At 29.6% G+C, this 20,228-nt stretch carries 18 protein-coding genes and 3 tRNA genes; 14 read left to right on the forward strand and 7 right to left on the reverse strand.

Going from position 1 to position 20,228, the window contains the following annotated elements:
• Nucleotides 1-3: 3 nt before the first annotated feature.
• Complete coding sequence (ileS, locus tag VE128_00610; protein ID HZD84041.1) at nucleotides 4-3,414, reverse strand: isoleucine--tRNA ligase; 3,411 nt, start codon at nucleotides 3,412-3,414, stop codon at nucleotides 4-6.
• A 14-nt stretch (nucleotides 3,415-3,428) separates the two neighbouring features.
• Between ileS and VE128_00615 the strand changes: the two genes are divergently transcribed.
• Nucleotides 3,429-4,256 (forward strand): prephenate dehydratase domain-containing protein, encoded by an 828-nt coding sequence (locus VE128_00615; GenBank protein ID HZD84042.1) that lies wholly within the window; start codon nucleotides 3,429-3,431, stop codon nucleotides 4,254-4,256.
• Between the two features lie 134 nt (nucleotides 4,257-4,390).
• Entirely contained in the window at nucleotides 4,391-5,446 is a 1,056-nt protein-coding gene (locus VE128_00620) for a bifunctional 3-deoxy-7-phosphoheptulonate synthase/chorismate mutase type II (protein ID HZD84043.1), read from the forward strand.
• Between the two features lie 57 nt (nucleotides 5,447-5,503).
• On the opposite strand, the gene rpmF is transcribed toward VE128_00620, so the two are convergent.
• A complete protein-coding gene (rpmF, locus tag VE128_00625) occupies nucleotides 5,504-5,686 on the reverse strand; it encodes a 50S ribosomal protein L32 (protein HZD84044.1) in 183 nt (60 codons plus the stop codon).
• Between the two features lie 19 nt (nucleotides 5,687-5,705).
• Between rpmF and glyA the strand changes: the two genes are divergently transcribed.
• The 6 genes from glyA (at nucleotide 5,706) to VE128_00655 (ending at nucleotide 12,238) form a co-directional block, all read left to right on the forward strand.
• Nucleotides 5,706-6,968: a serine hydroxymethyltransferase gene (gene glyA / locus VE128_00630; protein ID HZD84045.1), complete on the forward strand. Its 1,263-nt coding sequence runs from the start codon at nucleotides 5,706-5,708 to the stop codon at nucleotides 6,966-6,968.
• 49 nt (nucleotides 6,969-7,017) lie between these two features.
• Nucleotides 7,018-9,396: an endopeptidase La gene (lon, locus tag VE128_00635; GenBank protein HZD84046.1), complete on the forward strand. Its 2,379-nt coding sequence runs from the start codon at nucleotides 7,018-7,020 to the stop codon at nucleotides 9,394-9,396.
• A tRNA-Ser gene (locus tag VE128_00640) sits at nucleotides 9,397-9,481 on the forward strand. It begins immediately after the preceding gene.
• A 5-nt stretch (nucleotides 9,482-9,486) separates the two neighbouring features.
• Nucleotides 9,487-10,281 (forward strand): shikimate dehydrogenase, encoded by a 795-nt coding sequence (locus VE128_00645; GenBank protein HZD84047.1) that lies wholly within the window; start codon nucleotides 9,487-9,489, stop codon nucleotides 10,279-10,281.
• Between the two features lie 33 nt (nucleotides 10,282-10,314).
• On the forward strand, nucleotides 10,315-11,547 hold the full coding sequence (locus tag VE128_00650) for a hypothetical protein (protein HZD84048.1): 1,233 nt from the start codon (nucleotides 10,315-10,317) through the stop codon (nucleotides 11,545-11,547).
• 331 nt (nucleotides 11,548-11,878) lie between these two features.
• Nucleotides 11,879-12,238 (forward strand): 4Fe-4S dicluster domain-containing protein, encoded by a 360-nt coding sequence (locus tag VE128_00655; protein ID HZD84049.1) that lies wholly within the window; start codon nucleotides 11,879-11,881, stop codon nucleotides 12,236-12,238.
• Here the strand turns inward: VE128_00655 and thrC are convergent.
• From thrC to aspS, 4 genes are read right to left on the reverse strand one after another with little or no spacing between them, the layout of a single operon-like run.
• On the reverse strand, nucleotides 12,215-13,531 hold the full coding sequence (thrC, locus tag VE128_00660) for a threonine synthase (GenBank protein HZD84050.1): 1,317 nt from the start codon (nucleotides 13,529-13,531) through the stop codon (nucleotides 12,215-12,217). The two genes, VE128_00655 and thrC, sit on opposite strands and share 24 nt — an antisense overlap.
• Nucleotides 13,532-13,546: 15 nt before the next feature.
• The gene (locus tag VE128_00665; protein HZD84051.1) at nucleotides 13,547-14,479 is read right to left on the reverse strand and encodes a homoserine kinase; all 933 of its coding nucleotides are present in this window, start codon (nucleotides 14,477-14,479) and stop codon (nucleotides 13,547-13,549) included.
• Nucleotides 14,467-15,567 carry a hypothetical protein gene (locus tag VE128_00670; protein HZD84052.1) on the reverse strand — a complete coding sequence of 367 codons (1,101 nt, stop codon included), beginning with the start codon at nucleotides 15,565-15,567 and terminating at the stop codon, nucleotides 14,467-14,469. The genes VE128_00665 and VE128_00670 overlap by 13 nt, the downstream gene beginning before the upstream one ends.
• Nucleotides 15,564-17,273 carry an aspartate--tRNA ligase gene (gene aspS / locus VE128_00675; protein ID HZD84053.1) on the reverse strand — a complete coding sequence of 570 codons (1,710 nt, stop codon included), beginning with the start codon at nucleotides 17,271-17,273 and terminating at the stop codon, nucleotides 15,564-15,566. The genes VE128_00670 and aspS overlap by 4 nt, the downstream gene beginning before the upstream one ends.
• Here aspS and VE128_00680 point away from each other — a divergent pair.
• The 6 genes from VE128_00680 (at nucleotide 17,261) to rpe (ending at nucleotide 20,161) form a co-directional block, all read left to right on the forward strand.
• Nucleotides 17,261-17,440: a hypothetical protein gene (locus VE128_00680; GenBank protein ID HZD84054.1), complete on the forward strand. Its 180-nt coding sequence runs from the start codon at nucleotides 17,261-17,263 to the stop codon at nucleotides 17,438-17,440. The genes aspS and VE128_00680 overlap by 13 nt on opposite strands.
• Nucleotides 17,416-18,630, forward strand: coding sequence for a Mur ligase family protein (locus VE128_00685; GenBank protein ID HZD84055.1), 1,215 nt, complete (start codon nucleotides 17,416-17,418; stop codon nucleotides 18,628-18,630). Before VE128_00680 ends, VE128_00685 begins: the two co-directional genes overlap by 25 nt.
• Before the next feature lie 63 nt (nucleotides 18,631-18,693).
• A tRNA-Val gene (locus VE128_00690) sits at nucleotides 18,694-18,767 on the forward strand.
• 34 nt (nucleotides 18,768-18,801) lie between these two features.
• Nucleotides 18,802-19,155 carry a hypothetical protein gene (locus tag VE128_00695; GenBank protein HZD84056.1) on the forward strand — a complete coding sequence of 118 codons (354 nt, stop codon included), beginning with the start codon at nucleotides 18,802-18,804 and terminating at the stop codon, nucleotides 19,153-19,155.
• Between the two features lie 68 nt (nucleotides 19,156-19,223).
• Nucleotides 19,224-19,526, forward strand: coding sequence for a hypothetical protein (locus tag VE128_00700; protein HZD84057.1), 303 nt, complete (start codon nucleotides 19,224-19,226; stop codon nucleotides 19,524-19,526).
• The gene (gene rpe / locus VE128_00705) at nucleotides 19,523-20,161 is read left to right on the forward strand and encodes a ribulose-phosphate 3-epimerase (protein ID HZD84058.1); all 639 of its coding nucleotides are present in this window, start codon (nucleotides 19,523-19,525) and stop codon (nucleotides 20,159-20,161) included. Before VE128_00700 ends, rpe begins: the two co-directional genes overlap by 4 nt.
• On the opposite strand, the gene VE128_00710 is transcribed toward rpe, so the two are convergent.
• Nucleotides 20,152-20,227, reverse strand: a tRNA-His gene (locus VE128_00710). The genes rpe and VE128_00710 overlap by 10 nt on opposite strands.
• Nucleotide 20,228: the final 1 nt, after the last annotated feature.

Here is a 20,228-nt window from a genome sequence, read left to right on the forward strand (position 1 = left end):
TTTTCATATATGCATAATTGCAATTTTTGATTGAAATACCTCAACTTTTACTTCTTCTCCTTCCCATTCAAAAGTTGGAGATAAAATAAGATCAACAGAGAGTGTTTCTTCACAAATAGAATTCTTGTTGTTTTCAAGAGCCTCAATGAATTCTTTAGAAGCTATATATTCTTTAGAATCTATATACATGATAATTTTATCAGTTATATGAAATCCTTTTTGTTTTCTAAGATTTTGCACTTTGTTAACAAAGCTTCTAGCTAACCCTTCTTGTTTAAGACTATTCGTTACACGAACATCTAATGCAACTGTAAATTTTTTTTCTGGAAATACAGAAAAACCAGGAATTTCTTTGGTAGATATTAAAACATCCTCTAAATGAATAAATAGTTTTTTTCCTTCGAAAACAATTTCTTTTTTTCCTTTTTTTTCTATTTGCACAATATCAGATTGTGTAAATTTTTCGATCACATTTGTGATCTTTTTTAGAGATTTTTTAAATTTTGGCCCTAATTTTTTATAACTAGGACTAATCTGTTTTATCAAAATAGATCCTTCTGGATCTGAAACCTCTATTTTTTTTACGTTAACTTCTTTTGCTATAAATCTTGATACTAATTTTAATTGTTTTCTTATACGCTCATTTTTTGTTATTATTATCAATTTTTGTAATGGTTGTCTAACTTTAAGATTCTTTTTTTTTCTAATGGAAAAACCCATCGAACTAATCTTTTTGCCAAGTGACATTCGTTCTTGAAGATCTTCATCCAGATATTCTGGATTGAATATAGGAAAATTAGACAAATGGACGCTTTCAAAAGTCTCCTTATTTGTAATTTTATTTAAATCCTGATAAAGTCTATCAGAAAAATAAGGAGCAATAGGTGAAATTAGCTTCGATACATTAAAAAGACAATGGTAAAGAGTTTGATAAGCTGAAATTTTGTTATTATTATATGTTTCTTTCCAGAAACGTTTCCGACAAATTCTGATATACCAATTGCTGAGATTATAAATAACAAAGTTATTTAATTCACGAACAACTTTTGTTGGATCATAGTCAGAATAATATTTGTCCACTTTTTGTATTAAGTTGTTTAATTCTGATAAAATCCAACGATCTACTTCTGGACGTTTTTCTAAAGAAAAACTTTTTTCCTTAAAAAAAAATCCATCTATATTTGCATATATAGCAAAAAAAGTGTAAGAATTATAAAGAGTCCCAAAAAATTTTTTTTTAACGTCTTCTATGCCTTCTGTATTAAAACGAATATTTTCCCAAAATGATGTATTCGTTACCAGATACCATCTGGTCACATCAGGTCCAAATTTTTCAATTATATCAAAAGGATCTATCGTATTTCCTCTACTTTTAGACATCTTTTGCCCATTATTATCAAGAATTAATCCATTAACTACAACATTTTTGTAAGAAATAGAATCAAAAAGCATACAGGAAATAGCGTGTAAAGAATAGAACCACCCCCTAGTTTGATCAACTCCTTCAGCGATAAAATCAGCCGGAAATTCTTTTCTTTTATCGATAAAATCAGAATTTTCAAAAGGATAATGAAATTGAGCAAAAAACATTGCTCCAGAATCAAACCAAACATCTATTAAATAAGGTTCTCTTTTCATTGGTAGACCTGAAGGAGATACCAATATAATCTTATCAACAACGTTATTGTGAAGATCAATTTGTTTATAATTTCTTGGACTCATGTTTCCTTTCACAAAGTTTTTGAATGGATTTTCTTTCATAATTTTTTTTTGTATAGATTTTTCTATTTCATTAACTAATTCTTCAACAGATCCTATGATCATTTCTTCTCTGCTTGTTTCATTCCTCCATATAGGAAGAGGAGCTCCCCAAAATCTTGATCTGGATAAATTCCAATCATTAATATTCTCTAGCCATTTTCCAAATCTATTTTCTCCTATAGTTTTAGGGTTCCAATGAATGGATTTGTTTAATTCTACCATTCTACGTCTACTTTTAGAAGTTTTCATAAACCATGAATCTAACGGATAATATAACAATGGTTTTTCCATTCGCCAACAATGGGGATAGGAATGGGTATATTTTTCTATTCTGAAAACCCTGTTTTCATATTTTAATAATTCCGCAATTTTATCATCTACAGATCTCTGATTTAAGAGATTTTTAGAGTATTCTTTTTTAACATATTCTCCTCCAAACCCTTTAGGTAGATTTTTGATAAATCTCCCTTGTAAATCTACAAGTGGAATTTGTTTTTTACTATTTTCATCTCTTGCTAACATTGAAGGAATTCCGTTCTGTTTAGCTACATTAGAATCTTCTACTCCAAATGTAGGAGCTAGGTGGACAATTACGCTTCCTTCATTTGTGTTGATTAAATCGCTCGGAATAACTTTAAATGCTTTTTCTGCTCCTTTAGAAGGAAGGACCCAAGATAATAATTGTTCGTAACGACTTCCTATAAAACTATATCCTTTGAATTCTTTTAAAATTTTAAAAGGGATTTTTTTATCCGTTTTTTTAAATTTTTTTAATTCTTTTTCATTATTTACAAAAAAAAACTTTTTTGTATTTTTCCAAATTCTATTTTTGGAAAGTATAAGATTTTCTTTTAGAAAGGTATAAGGATTGTAAGTTTTTACAATAACATAATCTATTTTAGGTCCAATCCCAATAGCTGTATTGGAAGGAAGGGTCCAAGCTGTTGTTGTCCATGCCAAAAAGAAGATGTCTCCCACAATTTTTTGAAAATTTTCAGTAAGACTATTTTTAATAGCTTTAAATTTAACAACGAGTGCAGTATCTGTAATCTCTTTGTAAGATCCAGGAAGACTCAATTCATGATAGCTTAGGGTTGTTCCAGATGTTGGAGAATAAGGTTGAACCGAATATCCTTTGTATAAAAAACCTTTTTTATAAAGGATTTTTAAGGACCACCAAATACTTTCAATGTATTTTGATTCAAAAGTTATATAAGGTTCATTCAAATCTACCCAGTATCCAATTTTTTCAGTGATCTTTTTCCAAAATTTAGTATAATGCATTACAGATTTTTTACAAGCTTTATTATAACTTTCTATGCTAATTTTTTGACCAATATCCTCTTTAAGGAGCCCTAGAGATTTTTCGACGCTAAGTTCAATGGGTAATCCATGTGTATCCCATCCTGCTCTACGTTTAACTTGTTTTCCTTTTAAAGTATGGTATCTACAAAATATGTCTTTAATAGTTCTAGACATCAAATGGTGGATCCCAGGCATACCATTTACAGATGGGGGGCCTTCATAAAAAACATGCAGTTTTTTACCATTTCTAGAGTAAACGCTTTTTTGAAAAATTTGATGATCCTTCCAATATTGATTGATTTCTTCAAAAATCTTTTGAAGATCTAATTTTTTGTAATTTTTAAACATTTTTTTTGTATAAGATGCATAAAATTGCTATCTATGGAATAATGGGATCTTATCATCATATTGCTGCTATTAAATTTTTTGGGGAAGAATGTCACTTAATGGAGTGTTCTTCTTTCGAAGAAGTTGTCAAATCAGTTTTTTCTCTTAATCCTAAGAAGGGAGTAATGGCTATAGAGAATTCTATAGCCGGTTCTATTTTCACAAATTATGTGATGCTTTCCAAATATAAACTTAAAATTCTTGGAGAGGTTTTTATTCCTATAAATCAATGTTTAATGACTTTATCAGGTCAATCTTTAAAAGATGTTAAGGAATTAATTTCTCACCCAATGGCTCTTCTTCAGTGTAAAAAATACTTTAATCAGTATACAAATATTAAAGTACTTGAATGTACTGATACTTCAGATGGAGTTCGATATATTGCTAAAAATAAAATGAAAAATATAGCAGCAATAGCCACTGAAATTGCTTCTACCATTTATGGTTTGAATATTCTAGAAAAGAAAATTCAAGATCATTCTAATAATTTTACGCGTTTTTTTATCGTAAGTTCTTCAACTTCAAAAGATAAAAATTTTTCTGATAGAGCTTCTATTAAATTACGAATAGATTATAAAATTGTCTCCATTTCTAGGGTGCTTCGTATATTTTCCAAAAATTGGAATATTACAAGTATTCAGTCAATTACTTTCTTTGAAAAAACTTGGGAAAATATTTTTTTTATGGATCTTTCTTTCGAAGAATATGGTTTTTTTCAGAAAATGATGGATCTTCTTTGGTCTACCTTTGATATTTTCAGATTTGGAGAATATAAAAATGGGTGGAAATTCTTAAAATACTAAAAAATCTATTACTAGAATCGAAAATATGGTAAAAATTGCGTTTCTAATAATAATATTTCCAAAATTCTTTATTATTATTCTCATAGTTAGTAATGAAAATGAATACTTTTATTATAAACACAGTATGAAAAATGATGAAAAAGCTTAATGACATAGAGCAGTCTTGGATAAAGAAATTCAACACCCCCTTAATTATTTCAGGCCCATGTAGTGCAGAAAGTGAAGAGCAAGTACTCGAGACAGCACAAAGACTTGATAAATCTTATGTTCAAATATTTAGAGCTGGGATTTGGAAACCTAGAACAAGACCTAATAATTTTGAAGGAATTGGAGAAAAAGGCTTTTATTGGCTTAAAAAGGTTAAAGATAAAACTGGACTAATGATAGCAATTGAAGTAGCTTCAGCTGATCACATAAAAATATCCCTTAAACATAATGTTGTTGATGTATTTTGGATAGGAGCTAGAAGTACAGTGAATCCTTTTACTGTACAAGAAATAGCAAATGCTCTTGAAGGTTCCGATAAAATTGTTTTGGTAAAAAATCCAATTAATCCTAGTCTTGATTTATGGATAGGCGCGTTAGAACGTTTTTTAAGTAAAGGTATTGAAAATTTAGGGGTAATTCACCGAGGATTTACTTCTGAAAATAAAATTCCATTTAGAAATCAACCTAATTGGAAAATTGTATTAGATTTTAAAAATCTTTATCCCCATATTCCTGTACTTTGTGATCCTTCACATATTTGCGGAAATAGGGAAAAAATTTCTGATATAGTAAAGCAAGCATTTAACCTTGAGTATGATGGGCTCATAGTGGAAACTCATTGTAATCCTAATAAAGCTTGGAGCGATTCTCAACAACAGATAACTCCTGAAAGACTTTTAGAAATTCTAAAAAAAATCAGTCCTTCGAATTCTAAGGATATTCTAGAAAAACTACGAATTCAAATTGATGAAATAGATCAGAAATTTATTTTTCTATTGAATGAGAGATTGAAACTCTCTAAGGAGATTGGTTCTGTAAAAAAAAAATATGATAAATCTGTTATTCAGATAAATCGCTGGGTAGAAATTTTGCAAAAAAACAAAAAACTGTCGAAAGATTTAGGAATTTCAGAAGCATTCATAGAAAAAATATTAAATCTCTTACATAAAGAATCTATAAATATTCAAGAACAATTAGAATAAACTATATGGCTCTTTATTATCTTGTATGTCAACAAAAGGACCAGTTTTTTAGCTAATCTAATTTTTAACAAAAAGAACTTTCCCTATATAGTATAATTTGTTTTCGAAACAATAAGCCTTGTGATAAGGGTGAAACTTCTTTGTAATTGGATCAATCGTTAATTGAGTAGCTTTAGATTTCTGATGATTCCTCCTCTTTCGTTTTCTAGATTTAGAATGTCTTTTTTTAGGATGTGCCATTTTATAAGAAAAAAAATTAATGACTCTAGATGAAATTATTTTTCATTTAATTAAAAAAGAAGAAGATAGACAAGTTAGAGGACTTGAGCTTATCGCTTCGGAAAATTACGTTAGTACGAATGTACTAAAAGCAACGGGGTCAATTTTGACTAACAAATACGCTGAAGGATATCCAGGTAAAAGATATTATGGGGGATGTGAAATTGTAGATAAAATAGAAAGGATAGCTATTGATAGAGCTAAAAAACTGTTTCATGCTGAATATGTAAATGTTCAACCTCATTCAGGATCTCAGGCAAATGCAGCGGTTTACATGGCTTGTTTAAACCCTGGAGATAAAATCCTTGGGTTTGATTTAACACATGGAGGACATCTAACTCATGGTTCTTCTGTTAGTTTTTCTGGAAAAATTTATCGATCTTTATTTTATGGTTTAAAAAAAGAAAGTGGATTGATTAACTATGAACATGTAGAAAATTTAGTGGAAAAAGAAAAAAAAATTAAATTGATTATATGTGGGGCTTCTTCTTATTCTAGGGATATTGACTATTCCATCTTTCGGAAGATCGCAGATAGAATTGGAGCTATTCTGCTTGCAGATATCTCTCATCCAGCTGGATTAATAGCCAAAGGACTCCTTAACAATCCTTTTCCCCATTGCCATATAGTTACTTCTACTACACATAAAACTCTTAGAGGACCTAGAGGAGGAATGATTCTTTTAGGGAAAGATTTTGAATATTCTAAACTAGGAAAATCAAAAAAAATGTCTCAACTTATTAGAAATGCTGTATTTCCAGGCCTTCAAGGTGGCCCTCTTGAAAATGTTATAGCCGCAAAAGCGGCTTCTTTTAGAGAAGCTTTAACAGAGTCGTTTATGCGTTACGTTAAGCAAGTTGTAAAAAATGCTAAAAAATTAGCAAAATCCTTTGTTTCCCTAGGTTATAAAATAATCTCAAATGGAACGGAAAATCATTGTATGCTACTTGATTTAAGTAACAAAAATATCACAGGGATAGAAGCAGAACAACTTTTGGCATCTGCTGATATTACAGTTAACAAAAATATGATTCCTTTTGATAATCAGTCTCCTTTTGTTACTTCAGGAATTAGAATAGGAACATCTGCTGTTAGCACAAGAGGCCTAAAAGAGAATGACATGGAAGAAATAGCTAATTGGATCGATGAAGTTTTCCACTGTAAAAACGATCAATTAAAAATGGATAGAATTAAAAAGGAAATTAACAATAAAATGAGATCTTATCCATTATTTAAAGGATAGATCTCGCATTTAGTTTTATAAGTTATTTTTTAAAATTAAATTAAATATTATGCTAACTGAAGAAACTGAATTCATACCATTAATTGTACAGGAGGACGAGAATACTTTTCTAAGTGAAGAAATACCGGATCAATTATGCATACTCCCTATTAGGAATATAGTTTTGTTTCCTGGAGTAGGAACTCCAATTACAGCGGGCAGAAATATGTCTTTGCATCTTTTGCAAGATTCATATAACTCTAATAATAAAATTATAGGGGTTCTTACCCAAAAAGATTTTAGGGTAGAAAATCCTACTGAAAAAGATCTTTACAGAATAGGTACTGTCGCTAAGATTCTTAGACTTCTAAGAATGCCAGATGGTAGCATTACAGTAATTATTCAAGGTAAATGTAGATTCAAGGTAAATCGTGTTATACAATATAAACCATATATAAAAGTAGAATATATAATTTTAAACGAGAATATTCCAACTGACAAGGATGAAGAATATAATGCTTTAATAGAAGCTCTCAAAGATTTGTCTATAAAAGTAGTTCAAGAAAATCCTAATCTTCCTTCTGAAATAGGATTTGCCCTAAAGAATATAGAAAATAACTATTTTTTGGTGAATTTTATATCAACAAACATGAATTTATCTATCAAAGATAAGCAAAGCTTACTTGAACATAACAATATGAAAAATAGGGCAATGGAAGCTTTTCGTTTTTTAACTATTGAGTATAAGCAAATTAGGATAAAAAATGATATACAATATCGTGTGCGAAACAATATAGATCAACAACAACGTGAGTTTTTCTTGCATCAACAAATAAAAGTTATTCAAGAAGAGCTGGGAGAGATTTCAGCAGAAAAAGAAATTGAAAATATTAGGGAAATGGGGGAAAAAAAAAATTGGACTAAAGAAGCTAAAGAAAAATTTGAACGCGAATTAGTTAAAATCCAACGCACTAATCCTCATTTGCCAGAATACCCTTCATTGATAAATTACCTTGAAATAATGCTTGATTTACCCTGGAAAATATATTCTAAGGATAATTTAGACCTTAAACATGCTAAAAAAATTCTAGATAGAGACCATTATGGTCTAGAAAAAGTAAAAGAACGAATTATTGAATATCTTTCAGTTTTAAAGCTTAAAGGGGATATGCGATCTCCTATTTTATGTTTTTATGGGCCTCCCGGAGTTGGAAAAACATCATTAGGAAGATCTATAGCTTACGCTATAAATAGAAAATATGTGAGAATCTCTTTAGGTGGAATCTATGATGAATCTGAAATACGAGGGCATAGAAGAACTTATGTTGGGGCAATGCCTGGAAGATTAATTCAGGGAATGATAAAATCAGGAACATCAAATCCTGTTTTCATACTTGATGAAATTGATAAAATATCAATTGGATTACACGGAGATGCTTCTGCTGCACTTTTGGAAGTTCTAGATCCAGAACAAAATGTGCATTTTTATGATAATTATCTTGATATAAGTTATGATTTATCCAAGGTAATGTTTATTGCTACATCCAATTCAATTTCTTCAATAAAACCAGCTCTTTTAGATCGCATGGAAATCCTTGAGATAAATGGTTATACAGTTGAGGAAAAAATTCAAATAGTAAAAAAACATATATTACCAAAACAATTAGAAAAAAACGGTCTGAATCAAGGGGACTTGAAAGTAAATTCTAAAAATCTTGAAAAGATTATATTAGGGTATACATCTGAATCAGGAATACGAAGTATTGAAAAAAAGATTTCTAAATTAACTCGTTATTCGGCAAGAAAAAAAGCAATGAATAAAAAATATGTTAAACGTTTGAATTTTGATAAAATTGAAGAGATACTAGGTACTCCTTACCCTTTCCTTAATTACGAAGGAAATAATATCCCTGGAGTTGTCATTGGATTAGCTTGGACTCCATATGGAGGAGATATTTTATACATAGAGTCAATTCTTGCAAAAGGGAACGGTAAATTGAATCTTACTGGAAACTTAGGTTGGGTGATGAAAGAATCTGCGTATATTGCTTGGCAATACGCGAAAGCTTATAATGAGGATTTTGGAATTGATCCAGAAATGTTTGAAACGTATAATGTCCATTTACATGTACCTTCTGGATCTGTACCTAAAGATGGGCCTTCAGCTGGCGTGGCAATTCTTTGCTCTTTAGTATCTGTTTACACTGGAAAAAAAGTTAAAGCTCATTTAGCGATGACAGGGGAAATAACACTTAGAGGTAAAGTTCTTGCTGTTGGAGGAATCCCGGAAAAGATATTAGCAGCTAAGAGAGCTGAGATTCATGAAATAATTCTACCCAAAGAAAATAAAAAAAGCGTGGATAATATTAAGTCAAAAGAGGTACTAGGAATTTTTTTAAATTATGTTTCTAATATGAAAGAAGTAATTGAATTAGCTTTAGAGAAATAAGGAGAGATGGCAGAGTGGTCTATTGCTGCGGTCTTGAAAACCGTTTAGGTTTATACCTACGCGGGTTCGAATCCTGCTCTCTCCGCTCAAATGAAAGTTTTTGGATTAATTGGGAGAAATATTCATTATTCTTTTTCTAGGGAATATTTTTCAGAAAAATTTCTGGAAAAAAATATCAGAAATTCTATTTATAAACTTTTTGATATCGAAAATATTAATAAACTAAAAGAGTTTCTTCGTATAAAAAAAAGAGATCTCTCTGGATTGAACGTTACCATACCTTATAAGCAAAATATTATCCATTTTATTGATGAGATTAGTACGGATTCCAGGAATGTTGGAGCAGTTAATACAATTGAAATAATGCAAAAAGGGTATATTGGATACAATACAGATATTTTTGGATTCGAATTTTCTTTCAAAAAACATATAAAATTTCATCATAAAAAAGCCTTGATATTAGGTACAGGGGGAGCTTCAAAAGCTGTAATTTTTGTCCTTAAAAAATTAGGACTCTATTTTCGATGTGTTTCTAGAAATGAAAATGAATATTCTAAAAATGAATATAAAAATGAATATAAAAATGAATATTCTAAAATAAATGAAAAAAATTTTTTATACGAAGAAATAACCAAATACGTTTTAAAAGATTTTAAAGTAATTATTAACTGTACTCCAGTTGGTACTTATCCAAACATCAATGATTATCCAAAAATTCCATATTGGGAAATTTCCCAAAAACATTATCTATATGATATGGTATACAACCCTATTGCAAGTAGATTTCTTAGAGAGGGCCGTAAAATGGGATGCTTTACGAAAAATGGATTTGAAATGTTGCAATTACAAGCTGATAAAGCCTGGAGTATCTGGAATAGAAAATGAGAAAGGCTATATGTATTTTAATGTGATAACTAAATGGAACGATTTTTGTATCTACATTTTTTAATTAAAAATTATCCAGTTAACCAAATTAGAGATAAAGTTCATCAATTATACAAAAAATTTTTGGTAAAAATACAAAAAATTAGAAAAGAAAAACTTGAAAAGTTTTTCTTAGTGTCATTAAATAAAAAATTTTATCATTTTTTTTTGGAAAAAGAAAAAACTAAAACTTTTCAAGAAGTTAATAAAAAACTAAATGTTCTTTCTAAAATAATAGAAGATCTAAAAAATCTTTATATCTTTCCAGATAATGACAAAATGGTCATAAATTTTCTAAAAAAAATAAAAGAGATTAAAGATAGTTGGGAAAATTCTAGGAATATTTTTTACTCTAAAGTGGAATACGTGTTTAAAACTTATCGATTCCATTTGGAAAACTTTTTTAATTATTTAAAATTCAACAAAAATTTTCAATCTCTAGAATATGAGCATAATATTCAAAAACTTCATATGATATCTAGGGTTAAAGAGCTTATTAAAGAGACCAAACTTCCAAAGAATTTAAATGAACTTTATCACTTGCATCACCTAAGAAAAAAACCATGTAGGAAAACCAACTATTTACTAAAATATAAAAATATCATAGAAAAAATAAATCATTTAAAAGATAAAAATGCTTTTTTTTTTAAATTTTTTTATTTTAAAAATAAAATATTTAAAGAATCTATTAAATCATTTTATCATAAAAAACTTTTTTATAAAAAGCCCAAAAATATACAATATATAAAAAGAAAGCTTCAAGCAAAAATCCAGGATTTGGAATCCTATAACGAGTATTATAGAAATTTTCTATATGAAAAGAGTGAAAAAATTGTAAAATTTCAAGATAATTCAAATTATTTTTTTAATAAAAGACTTGAGATAGATATTCTCAAAAAATTCAATGATTTTTCTATTTATACTGAGTTTTCTATTGATACTTTCTTAATGGAATTGGCCTCTCTTAGATTTAAAAAACTTTATTACAAATTTTTATTTGATAAATATGACTTTTTAGAAAAAAAGCTTTTCAAGTATATGGAAATAATTTCAAACGAAATATTGAAAACTCGTAAAAAGATCCTTACTATATTTTGGGATAAAAAAGCGTTTTTTAAAAACAAATCATTAGATCATAAAAAAGAAATTCTGAATTGTTTTATGACAAAATACAATTATATTATTTATATAATTGAATTTTTAGAAATCTTAGAAAAGATCATTTAGATGATAGAGCTAAAAATGGATGAAAAAAGTGTCAATGCTATAATCGTCCTTATGTTAAGGGCTCAAAGTCTAAACGGTTATCTTGATGTATTAAGACAGAACAAAAAAGTAAAAAGCAAGGTCCTCATAAATGGCGCACTGTAAAATACTCTTATAATTTTTAGTGAAAAACTATAAAAATGTAACGAAAAATATTTGTAAATGGCTAGAAAAATACAATCAATAATTATAGAGGGAAAAGTTTCATAAAGGATGGTTAGGAAATATTGAATTACCCTCTACCTTATTCCATGAATAATATTTGTAATCATCTTTATAAAATTCCAAAAAGGTGTCAATAAAAATAACTAATGAATGCATTAATTGCGGGGCTTGCGTCGCTGAGTGTCCTAATCACGCTATTTATGAGGGATCTGAAGAATGGTCTCTTTCCGAAGGAACAAATATTAAAGGAATAGTAAAAATAAGTTCAGGCCTTTTAATTGATGCGGAGTCTTCTCAGACTCCAGAGAAAAGGGATATTTATTTTATTGTCAGAGACAAATGTACAGAGTGTGTAGGATTTTATGATGAACCTCAATGTATGAGTGTCTGTCCAGTTGATTGCTGTGTTTTAGATGAAGAAAATGTAGAATCCAAGAAATCTCTACTTGAGAAAAAAAAATTTTTACATGGGGAGCCCCCTATTTAATAAATGTTCTTTTAATGCTGGGTAATTATTAGGAAGTCTAATGGATTTTTTTTCTGATTTAAGCAACTTTTTTAAGTGCTCAGGAATGATAATTTGCTTTTGCAAATCATAAGGAATTTTCTCCGTAAACTTCAATGGATGAGCTGTCTCTAAAAAAATACCCATTGAGTCTTTAGAGTTCTTCAATTCTTGAAAATATTTTTGAAGCCCTAGATACCCTAAAGCTCCATGTGGGTCCAGCATATATCCATTTTTATTGAAAATAGATTCTATTGCACAAATAGTTTCTTCATCTGTGAAGCTATAAGTATCCAATTTTTCCTTAAGCTTAGAAAAGCTTCTATCAGAAAGATGCCAAATTCTAGTAAAATTGCTTGGATCAGCTACATCCATTGCATTTGATAAAGTATATTTACTTGGAAGGGGAGCATATTTTCCAGTTTTTATAAATCGATTTACCGTATCGTTAGAATTTGTTGCTGCTATAAAATGTTTTATTGGTAGCCCCATTTTTGCAGCAAGCAAACCTGCGCAAAGATTTCCAAAATTTCCACTCGGAATAGAGAAAAAGACTTCTGAAGAAGGACTTATATTTTTGTAAACTATGAAATAATACAAAATTTGTGGCAACCATCTTGCTATATTTATTGAATTAGCTGAAGTAATAGCACATTTATTTTGTAGGTCCTTATCCAGGAAAGCTTCTTTTACCAATTTTTGACAATCATCAAAAGTACCTTCTATTTCTAGAGAAGTAATATTATCTTCTACCGATGTAAGCTGTTTTTCCTGAAACAGGCTAATTTTACCCTTTGGAAAAATAAGAACCACTTCTACTCCTGCTATTTTATGAAATCCTTTAGCAACTGCTCCTCCAGTGTCTCCAGAAGTAGCTACTAAAACCGTTAGTGGTTTACTTTCTTCTTTTCGTAAATAACTTAAACACCCTGCCATAAATATAGCACCGACATCTTTAAAAGCCATGCTAGGACCATGAAAAAGCTCTAAAGCATAAATTTCTTTGTGAATCTTCACTAGAGATAATGGGAAGCAAAGTGTATCTTCTATGATTTCTTCTAAAATTTTTTCTGGGATATCCTCTGGTCCTATGTAAGGTTTAATCACTTCCATAGCAATAGAATATATGCTTTGTGATGGAAAATTTTTAATTATTTTTTCTATTTTGTGTATTTTTTCTGGAAAGTAAAGACTATTATCTGGAGCCAATCCTCTTATTACAGCTTCTTTAAAAGAAACATAATGCTTAGTCTTTCCTAGACTATGATATATCATAACTACTCTAAAATTTTAAATTTCATCCCATTTTAATCCTTTTTGATTTATTGAGGAAGTGTAAACTTGATATTCTATTTTTAGAGAATCATATATACCTTCCATTACTGAACTAACAATATATGCAGTTTTTTCCCCTTTGCTTAACATAAATATCGAAGGTCCAGATCCAGATATACCTCCGCCTAAAGCTCCGACTTCTTGACATTTAGCTTTTACCTGGTAAAATGAGGGAATAAGCATACCTCGGATTGGTTCGACCATTACATCTTCTAATGATCTCCTTATTAGATCATAATTTCCTTGATATAAACCTGCAATAAAAGATCCAAAATTTCCACATTGTTTTATTGCATCCTTCATAAAAACTTTTTTCTTTAGAATTTGACGTGCGTCAGAAGTTTTTATCTCAATCGAGGGATGAATTACGCTAATCCATAAATCATTAGGGACATGGATATTTGCAATATCTAAAGGATTATAACTTCTTATTAACGTAATTCCTCCCATTAAAACTGGAGCAACATTATCAGCATGATTTCCCCCACTCCCACTAACTAAACGTTCCCCTTCCATAGCAAATCGGATCAATTCTAGAGTGCTGAAAGGATTTCCTAATAGTAGATTAGCTCCGGCTACTACGCCAGCCGAACTAGCCGCGCTAGATCCTATTCCGCTCCCAGGTTTTATTTTTTTTAGGATTTCTATTTCAAATCCAATAGGATAGGGACATTCATTAATAAATTCTTTTAAAGAAACAAGACAAACATTTTTGTTGGGATCTAGAGGGAAGTCCGCTCCATCTATTTTAAGAATACTTATTCCTGATTTATTCGATCTTTTCAAAAGAATCTCATCACTAGGATTATTCAACGCCAAGCCTATTACGTCAAACCCGCAAACTAAGTTTGCGACAGTAGCTGGTGCAAATATTTTTATTTTTTCCATTTTCTTGATCGACTACAGGCTTTAATAACATCTGAAAAAATTCCAGAAGCAGTTACTTCTGAACCAGCCCCTGCTCCTTTTATTGTTAAAGGATGATCAATATACTGCTTTGTAGTAAATGAAATTATATTATCTTTTCCATCAAGCTGATAAAATGGATGGCCTAAATTGATAGTTTCTAATCCAACTGATGCAATCCCTTTCTTATATCTGGCTACAAAACGTAACCGTCTATTATTCTTTTTCGTTGATATTCTTATTTTTTCGAAAAAACTAGATTCCAGATCTACTAGGCTTTCATAAAAAACATCTATTGAAGTAGATTTTAAGCAGAACTCGGGAATAAAGGATTTTTTAAAAATATCCTCTAATTCAAGTTTTTCTCCACATTCTCTTGCTAAAATGAGTATTTTTCTCATTACATCTTTTCCACTTAGATCAATGCGAGGATCAGGTTCTGTAAATCCTAGTTTTTGAGCTTCCTTTACGGATTCATAAAAATGGGTTCCTTCAGAAAATTTGTTAAGTATAAAATTTAAACTACCAGAAAGTACAGCTTCTATGGAATGAATATCATCTCCACTATTTATTAAACTATTTAGAGTATCAATAATTGGAAGACCAGCTCCTACATTAGTTTCGAAAAAGAAAGGAACTCCCAAATTAGAGGATACCGTTTTTAGTTTTTTGTAATACTCGTAAGTGGAAGAACAAGCAATTTTATTGCTTGTAATTATGCCAATCCCCTTTTTTAAAATTTTTTCATAAGTCATTGCTATTTCTTCACTCGCTGTATTATCAATAATAAAACTATTACATAGATCAAGTTTTTCTATTTTTTCTAGAAATTTTTCTACGTTCATTATCTCAGATTCTGAGAACTTTTTTTCCCACTCATTGAATTCAATTCCTAATTCGTTAAAATGCATATGTCTACTATTAGCTAATCCTATAATTCGTATATCAAGTTTTAGCGTTTTTTTTAAAGAATTTTTCTGTTTGAAGATTTTCTTAAGAAAGCTTGCACCTACTTTTCCCAGACCAATGATGAAAATATTCATTTTAGCTATTTGAGCGTTCTCTCTCATCGCTTTATGAAAATATGAAGCTCTTTTAATTGATCGTCACTTAAATATGAAGGAGTTCCTATCATTGGATCTCGATAAGAATTATTTTTTGGAAAAGCAATAAAATCCCTTATACTATCTTCGCCTTTAAGAAGAGCTACAAAACGATCAAGGCCTAACGCAATTCCACCATGTGGAGGCGTACCATATTCAAAAGCTTCCATTAGAAAGCCAAATTTAGAGAAAATTTCTTTTCTAGAAAATCCCAATAGATTGAAAATAGATTCTTGTATGGAACGTTTATTTATTCTAATAGATCCCCCTCCGATTTCTTTTCCATTAATAACCAAATCATAAGATTTGGCGATAATTTTTTCTGGATTCTTTTTCAGAAGGTAAATATTTTCTTCTTTAGGTGAAGTGAAAGGATGATGAAAAGAATCATAACGCTTATTATCTTCATTCCACACAAACAAAGGAAAATCAACTATCCAAATAGGGGAAAATTGATTCGTTTTTCGCAAGCCTAAACGGTCTGCCATCTCAATTCTAATTTTTCCTAGTTGTATCCTAACTGTTTGATCATCTAAACCTGAAAGTATTAATAAAAGATCGCCAGGCTTAGCGCCAAAGCGATCAGAAAAAATTTTAAAATATTTTTGATCAAAAAAGGGTGATTGAAATTTTCCATCAATCAAACATTTCACCCAAGTAAGATTTCTTATATGATGGAGTTTACTCCATTCGGTAATATCATTTAATTGTCTTATGCTGTAATTAGCACATCCAGGTATAGAAATGCCTGCTACTCTATTATTTTTCTTTGGGATTACATCATTTAATTCCTTAATAATCATCTCAAAACGTATATCTGGTTTATCAGATCCGTATCGTTTTATAGCCTCTTTATAGGAAATTCTTGGAAAACTCTTTGCAAATCTGCAATTCCTTATTTTTTGAAAAATATAATTTATAAGATTTTCGGATATCTTAATGACATCTTCTTCTTCAACAAAAGACATTTCGCAATCAATTTGAGTGAATTCTGGTTGTCTATCTGAACGCAAATCTTCATCACGAAAGCATTTAACAATTTGAAAATATTTATCTATTCCGCCTATCATTAGGAGCTGTTTGAAAGATTGAGGAGATTGAGGGAGAGCATAAAACTGTCCAGGATTTGTTCTGGACGGAATTACGAAATCTCGTGCTCCTTCAGGAGTGGATTTAACTAAAAGGGGGGTTTCGATTTCCAGAAATCCGTTTTCTGAAAGATATTTTCGTATTTCGAAAACTATCTTGTGCCGAGTAATAAGTTTTTTTTTAATAAAATCTCTACGTAAGTCAAGATAACGATATTTCATTCGAAGATCTTCATTTCCATCTGTTTTTTCTTCTATAATAAATGGGGGTATTTTTGAATAGCTTAGAATTCTAAGTTTAGAAACAACAACCTCAATAAATCCAGTAGGATTTTTAAGATTTTTAGATTTTCTATCAGCAACTTTTCCGCATACTTGTATAACGAATTCTCTACCCAATTGATCCGCTTTTTTTTTTAAAGTATTTTTTCCATAAAAAGTTAGTTGAGTTATTCCATAATGATCCCTTAAATCTATAAAACTTACTGTTCCTAGATTTCTAACTCTTTTAACCCATCCAGCTAAAATAACCTCTTCCCCAACATTTTTTTGACGAAGAGTCCCACAATTATGTGTTCGAAACATTTTTTTTTAAATTAGAGATTACGAAAAATGAAAGATGTTTTTTGGGTAAGAAAAATTGCTTATATTATAAAAGTATCTACCTTGGAGCTTCTATTTTCAGATTTTTTTCTATATCTTTAAAATTATTAAAATATAAATATATATGGACTATTATAAATGGATTTTAAGTAAATTACACACGGATAAGATCCGCAATAATAAGAATCGCAAAACTGATTTGCTAAGAATTCAATCTTTCTGCAATTATTTGGGAAATCCTGAACATAGTTTTAAATCAATCCATATTGGAGGAACTAATGGAAAAGGATCAGTGGCTCACATGTTATCTTCCATTCTTCAAGAATCAGGATTCAAAACAGGATTGCTTACTTCTCCTCATCTGAAAAATTTGCGTGAACGTATTCGTTCAAACGGGTTATTAATTGAAGAAGATTTTATCGTTAGTTATATTCGGAAACACAAAATTTTTGCTGAAAAAATTGGTCTCTCTTTTTTTGAATTTATGACATCTTTAGCTTTTCTTTACTTCAAAGAAAAAAATGTAGATATAGCTGTAATTGAAGTAGGAATGGGAGGAAGAATGGATTCAACAAATATTATTACTCCCATAATTTCTATAATAACCAATATTTCTTATGATCATACTGATTTTTTAGGAAAAAATTTATCTAAAATTGCTTCTGAAAAAGCAGGCATTATTAAGCCAAAAATTCCAGTTGTTTTAGGATCGTTTCATGATGAAACGGATAAAGTTTTTCGAGAAGTTGCTTTTTCAAAAAAAGCACCTATTTTCTATTCTGAGAATAGCAATAATCAGAATTACTATGCAATACCATTAAAAGGTGACTATCAAATATTAAATAAAAAAACAGTAATAAAATCTATAGATGTTTTACAAAGTTTAGGATTAAAAATTACTGAAAACTCTATAATTTTGGGGTTTAAAAATGTTATTAAAAATACTAAACTCCAAGGAAGGTGGCAAGTGATAAGACAAAAACCTAAAATTATATGTGATACTGCACATAATGAAGAAGGTATAAAATGGGTATCTAAACAACTTATGCGGGAATCCTATAATAAGTTGCATTTAATTTTAGGTTTTGTTAGAGGAAAAGATGTCTTAAAAATACTATCCCATTTTCCATCTAAAGCTTATTATTATTTTTGTCAACCTAATTTACATAGACGTTTACATATAGAAGATCTTGAAAAATTGGTTAGTGTTAACTATAAAAAAAATGCAAAATATTTTTTTACGGTAAAAGAAGCTCTTTTTGAGGCAGAGAAATTAGCCTCAGAAGAGGACTTTATTTTTATAGGAGGAAGCAATTTCGTAGTATCAGAAATTATTTAATCTTTTTAGTTTAATTTTAAAATTTTGTTTTCTTTAGAATATTTGTTTATATTTACTTTTTAAGGGTGATTAGCTCAGAGGTTTAGAGCAGCTGCCTTACAAGTAGAAGGGCGCTGGTTCGAATCCAGCATCGCCCATTTAATTTCTACTTTGCTAAAAAATATAAAAAATATGAATAAAAAGATGCTAAAAAATATAAAAACTATGCTAAAAAATATAAAAAATATTTGGGTTATTGTTTTTTCATTTTTGATTTTTCTTACTCAAAAATCCGATGCCCAATTTTATCCCAGAATTGGGCAAAACTTTTTTGGAATTCAAATTGGACCCAATCTATCAATGATTAAAGGATTTAAATCTGTTTTTGATATAGACTTTTATGCAGGTCTATATAGAGGGCATGTTATTGATGATTATGTGGCTTCTCAAATTGATTTGATTCTTTCTATTCATAGTTTTCAGGGATTTTATAAAATGAGAAGAAAAATAGGAAAAAAATTTATGGTCAAAGTAAAAAAAAAATAATATATCTGGAGGTTTCTCCAGGATTAAAATATAATCTGATTGGTGGGGTCAATTTATATTTTTCTCCGGTGTTTGGGTTGAAATTAACTGGTGATAAAATTGATCTAATACGAGAGAAAAAGAAGAAAAACAAAACTCCTGTTACTCAGGTTACAGAGAAGTATAATTATAATATAGAAAGAATAAAAAATTTTGTGCCTAATATTTTTTCAATGGGATCTATATTAGGTATAAATTATGAAATAACAGAAAATTTTGGTATAAATTTTACATGTCAAATGAATATAACAAAAGTTTATGGGAAAAGAGACGTGGTTCCGAATCAGATTCTTAGTTTTAGACTAGGACTAGATTACACGTTTAATGAATGATTCATTATTTAAGATCCCATATGAAAAAAATTCTTTCACTTTCGATTCTATCAGCAAATTTATCTAATATTCATAAAGAGATAAAAATGCTAAACAATAGCAAAGCGGATTGTATCCATGTTGATATCATGGATAGTATGTTTGTCCCTAATATATCCTTTGGAATTACGGTTTTAAAATATGTTAAAAAATATGCAAAAAAACCTTTATATCTACATTTGATGATATTAGAACCTGAAAGATATATTCAAAGAATTAAAAAATTCGGTGTAGATTGTATCTACGTTCATTATGAAGCATGTGTACGTAATCTTCATAGAACCATTTCCTTAATTAAGGAAACTGATATAAAAGCCGGAGTAGCAATTAACCCACATACTCCGGTTAATATTTTACAAAATGTAATTAAAGAATTAGATATTGTTTTATTGATGGGGGTAAATCCAGGTTTTGGTGGACAAGAAATTATTGAACATATTTATCAAAAACTTTACGAGACTAAGGATTTAATTTTAAAAAAAAGATCCCCTGCATTAATTGAGATAGATGGAGGAATTAGCTGGAAGAATGCTTCTTATCTCTTAGATAAAGGAGTCGATATATTAACGTTGGGAACAACCATTATGGGTGCATGACCGGGCTCGAACCGGCGACATTCAGAATCACAATCTGATGCTCTAACCAACTGAGCTACATCCACCA

This window comes from Candidatus Angelobacter sp. (assembly GCA_035643775.1).
In the GTDB taxonomy this organism is placed as follows: Bacteria; Bacteroidota; Bacteroidia; order Flavobacteriales; family Blattabacteriaceae; genus DASQPV01.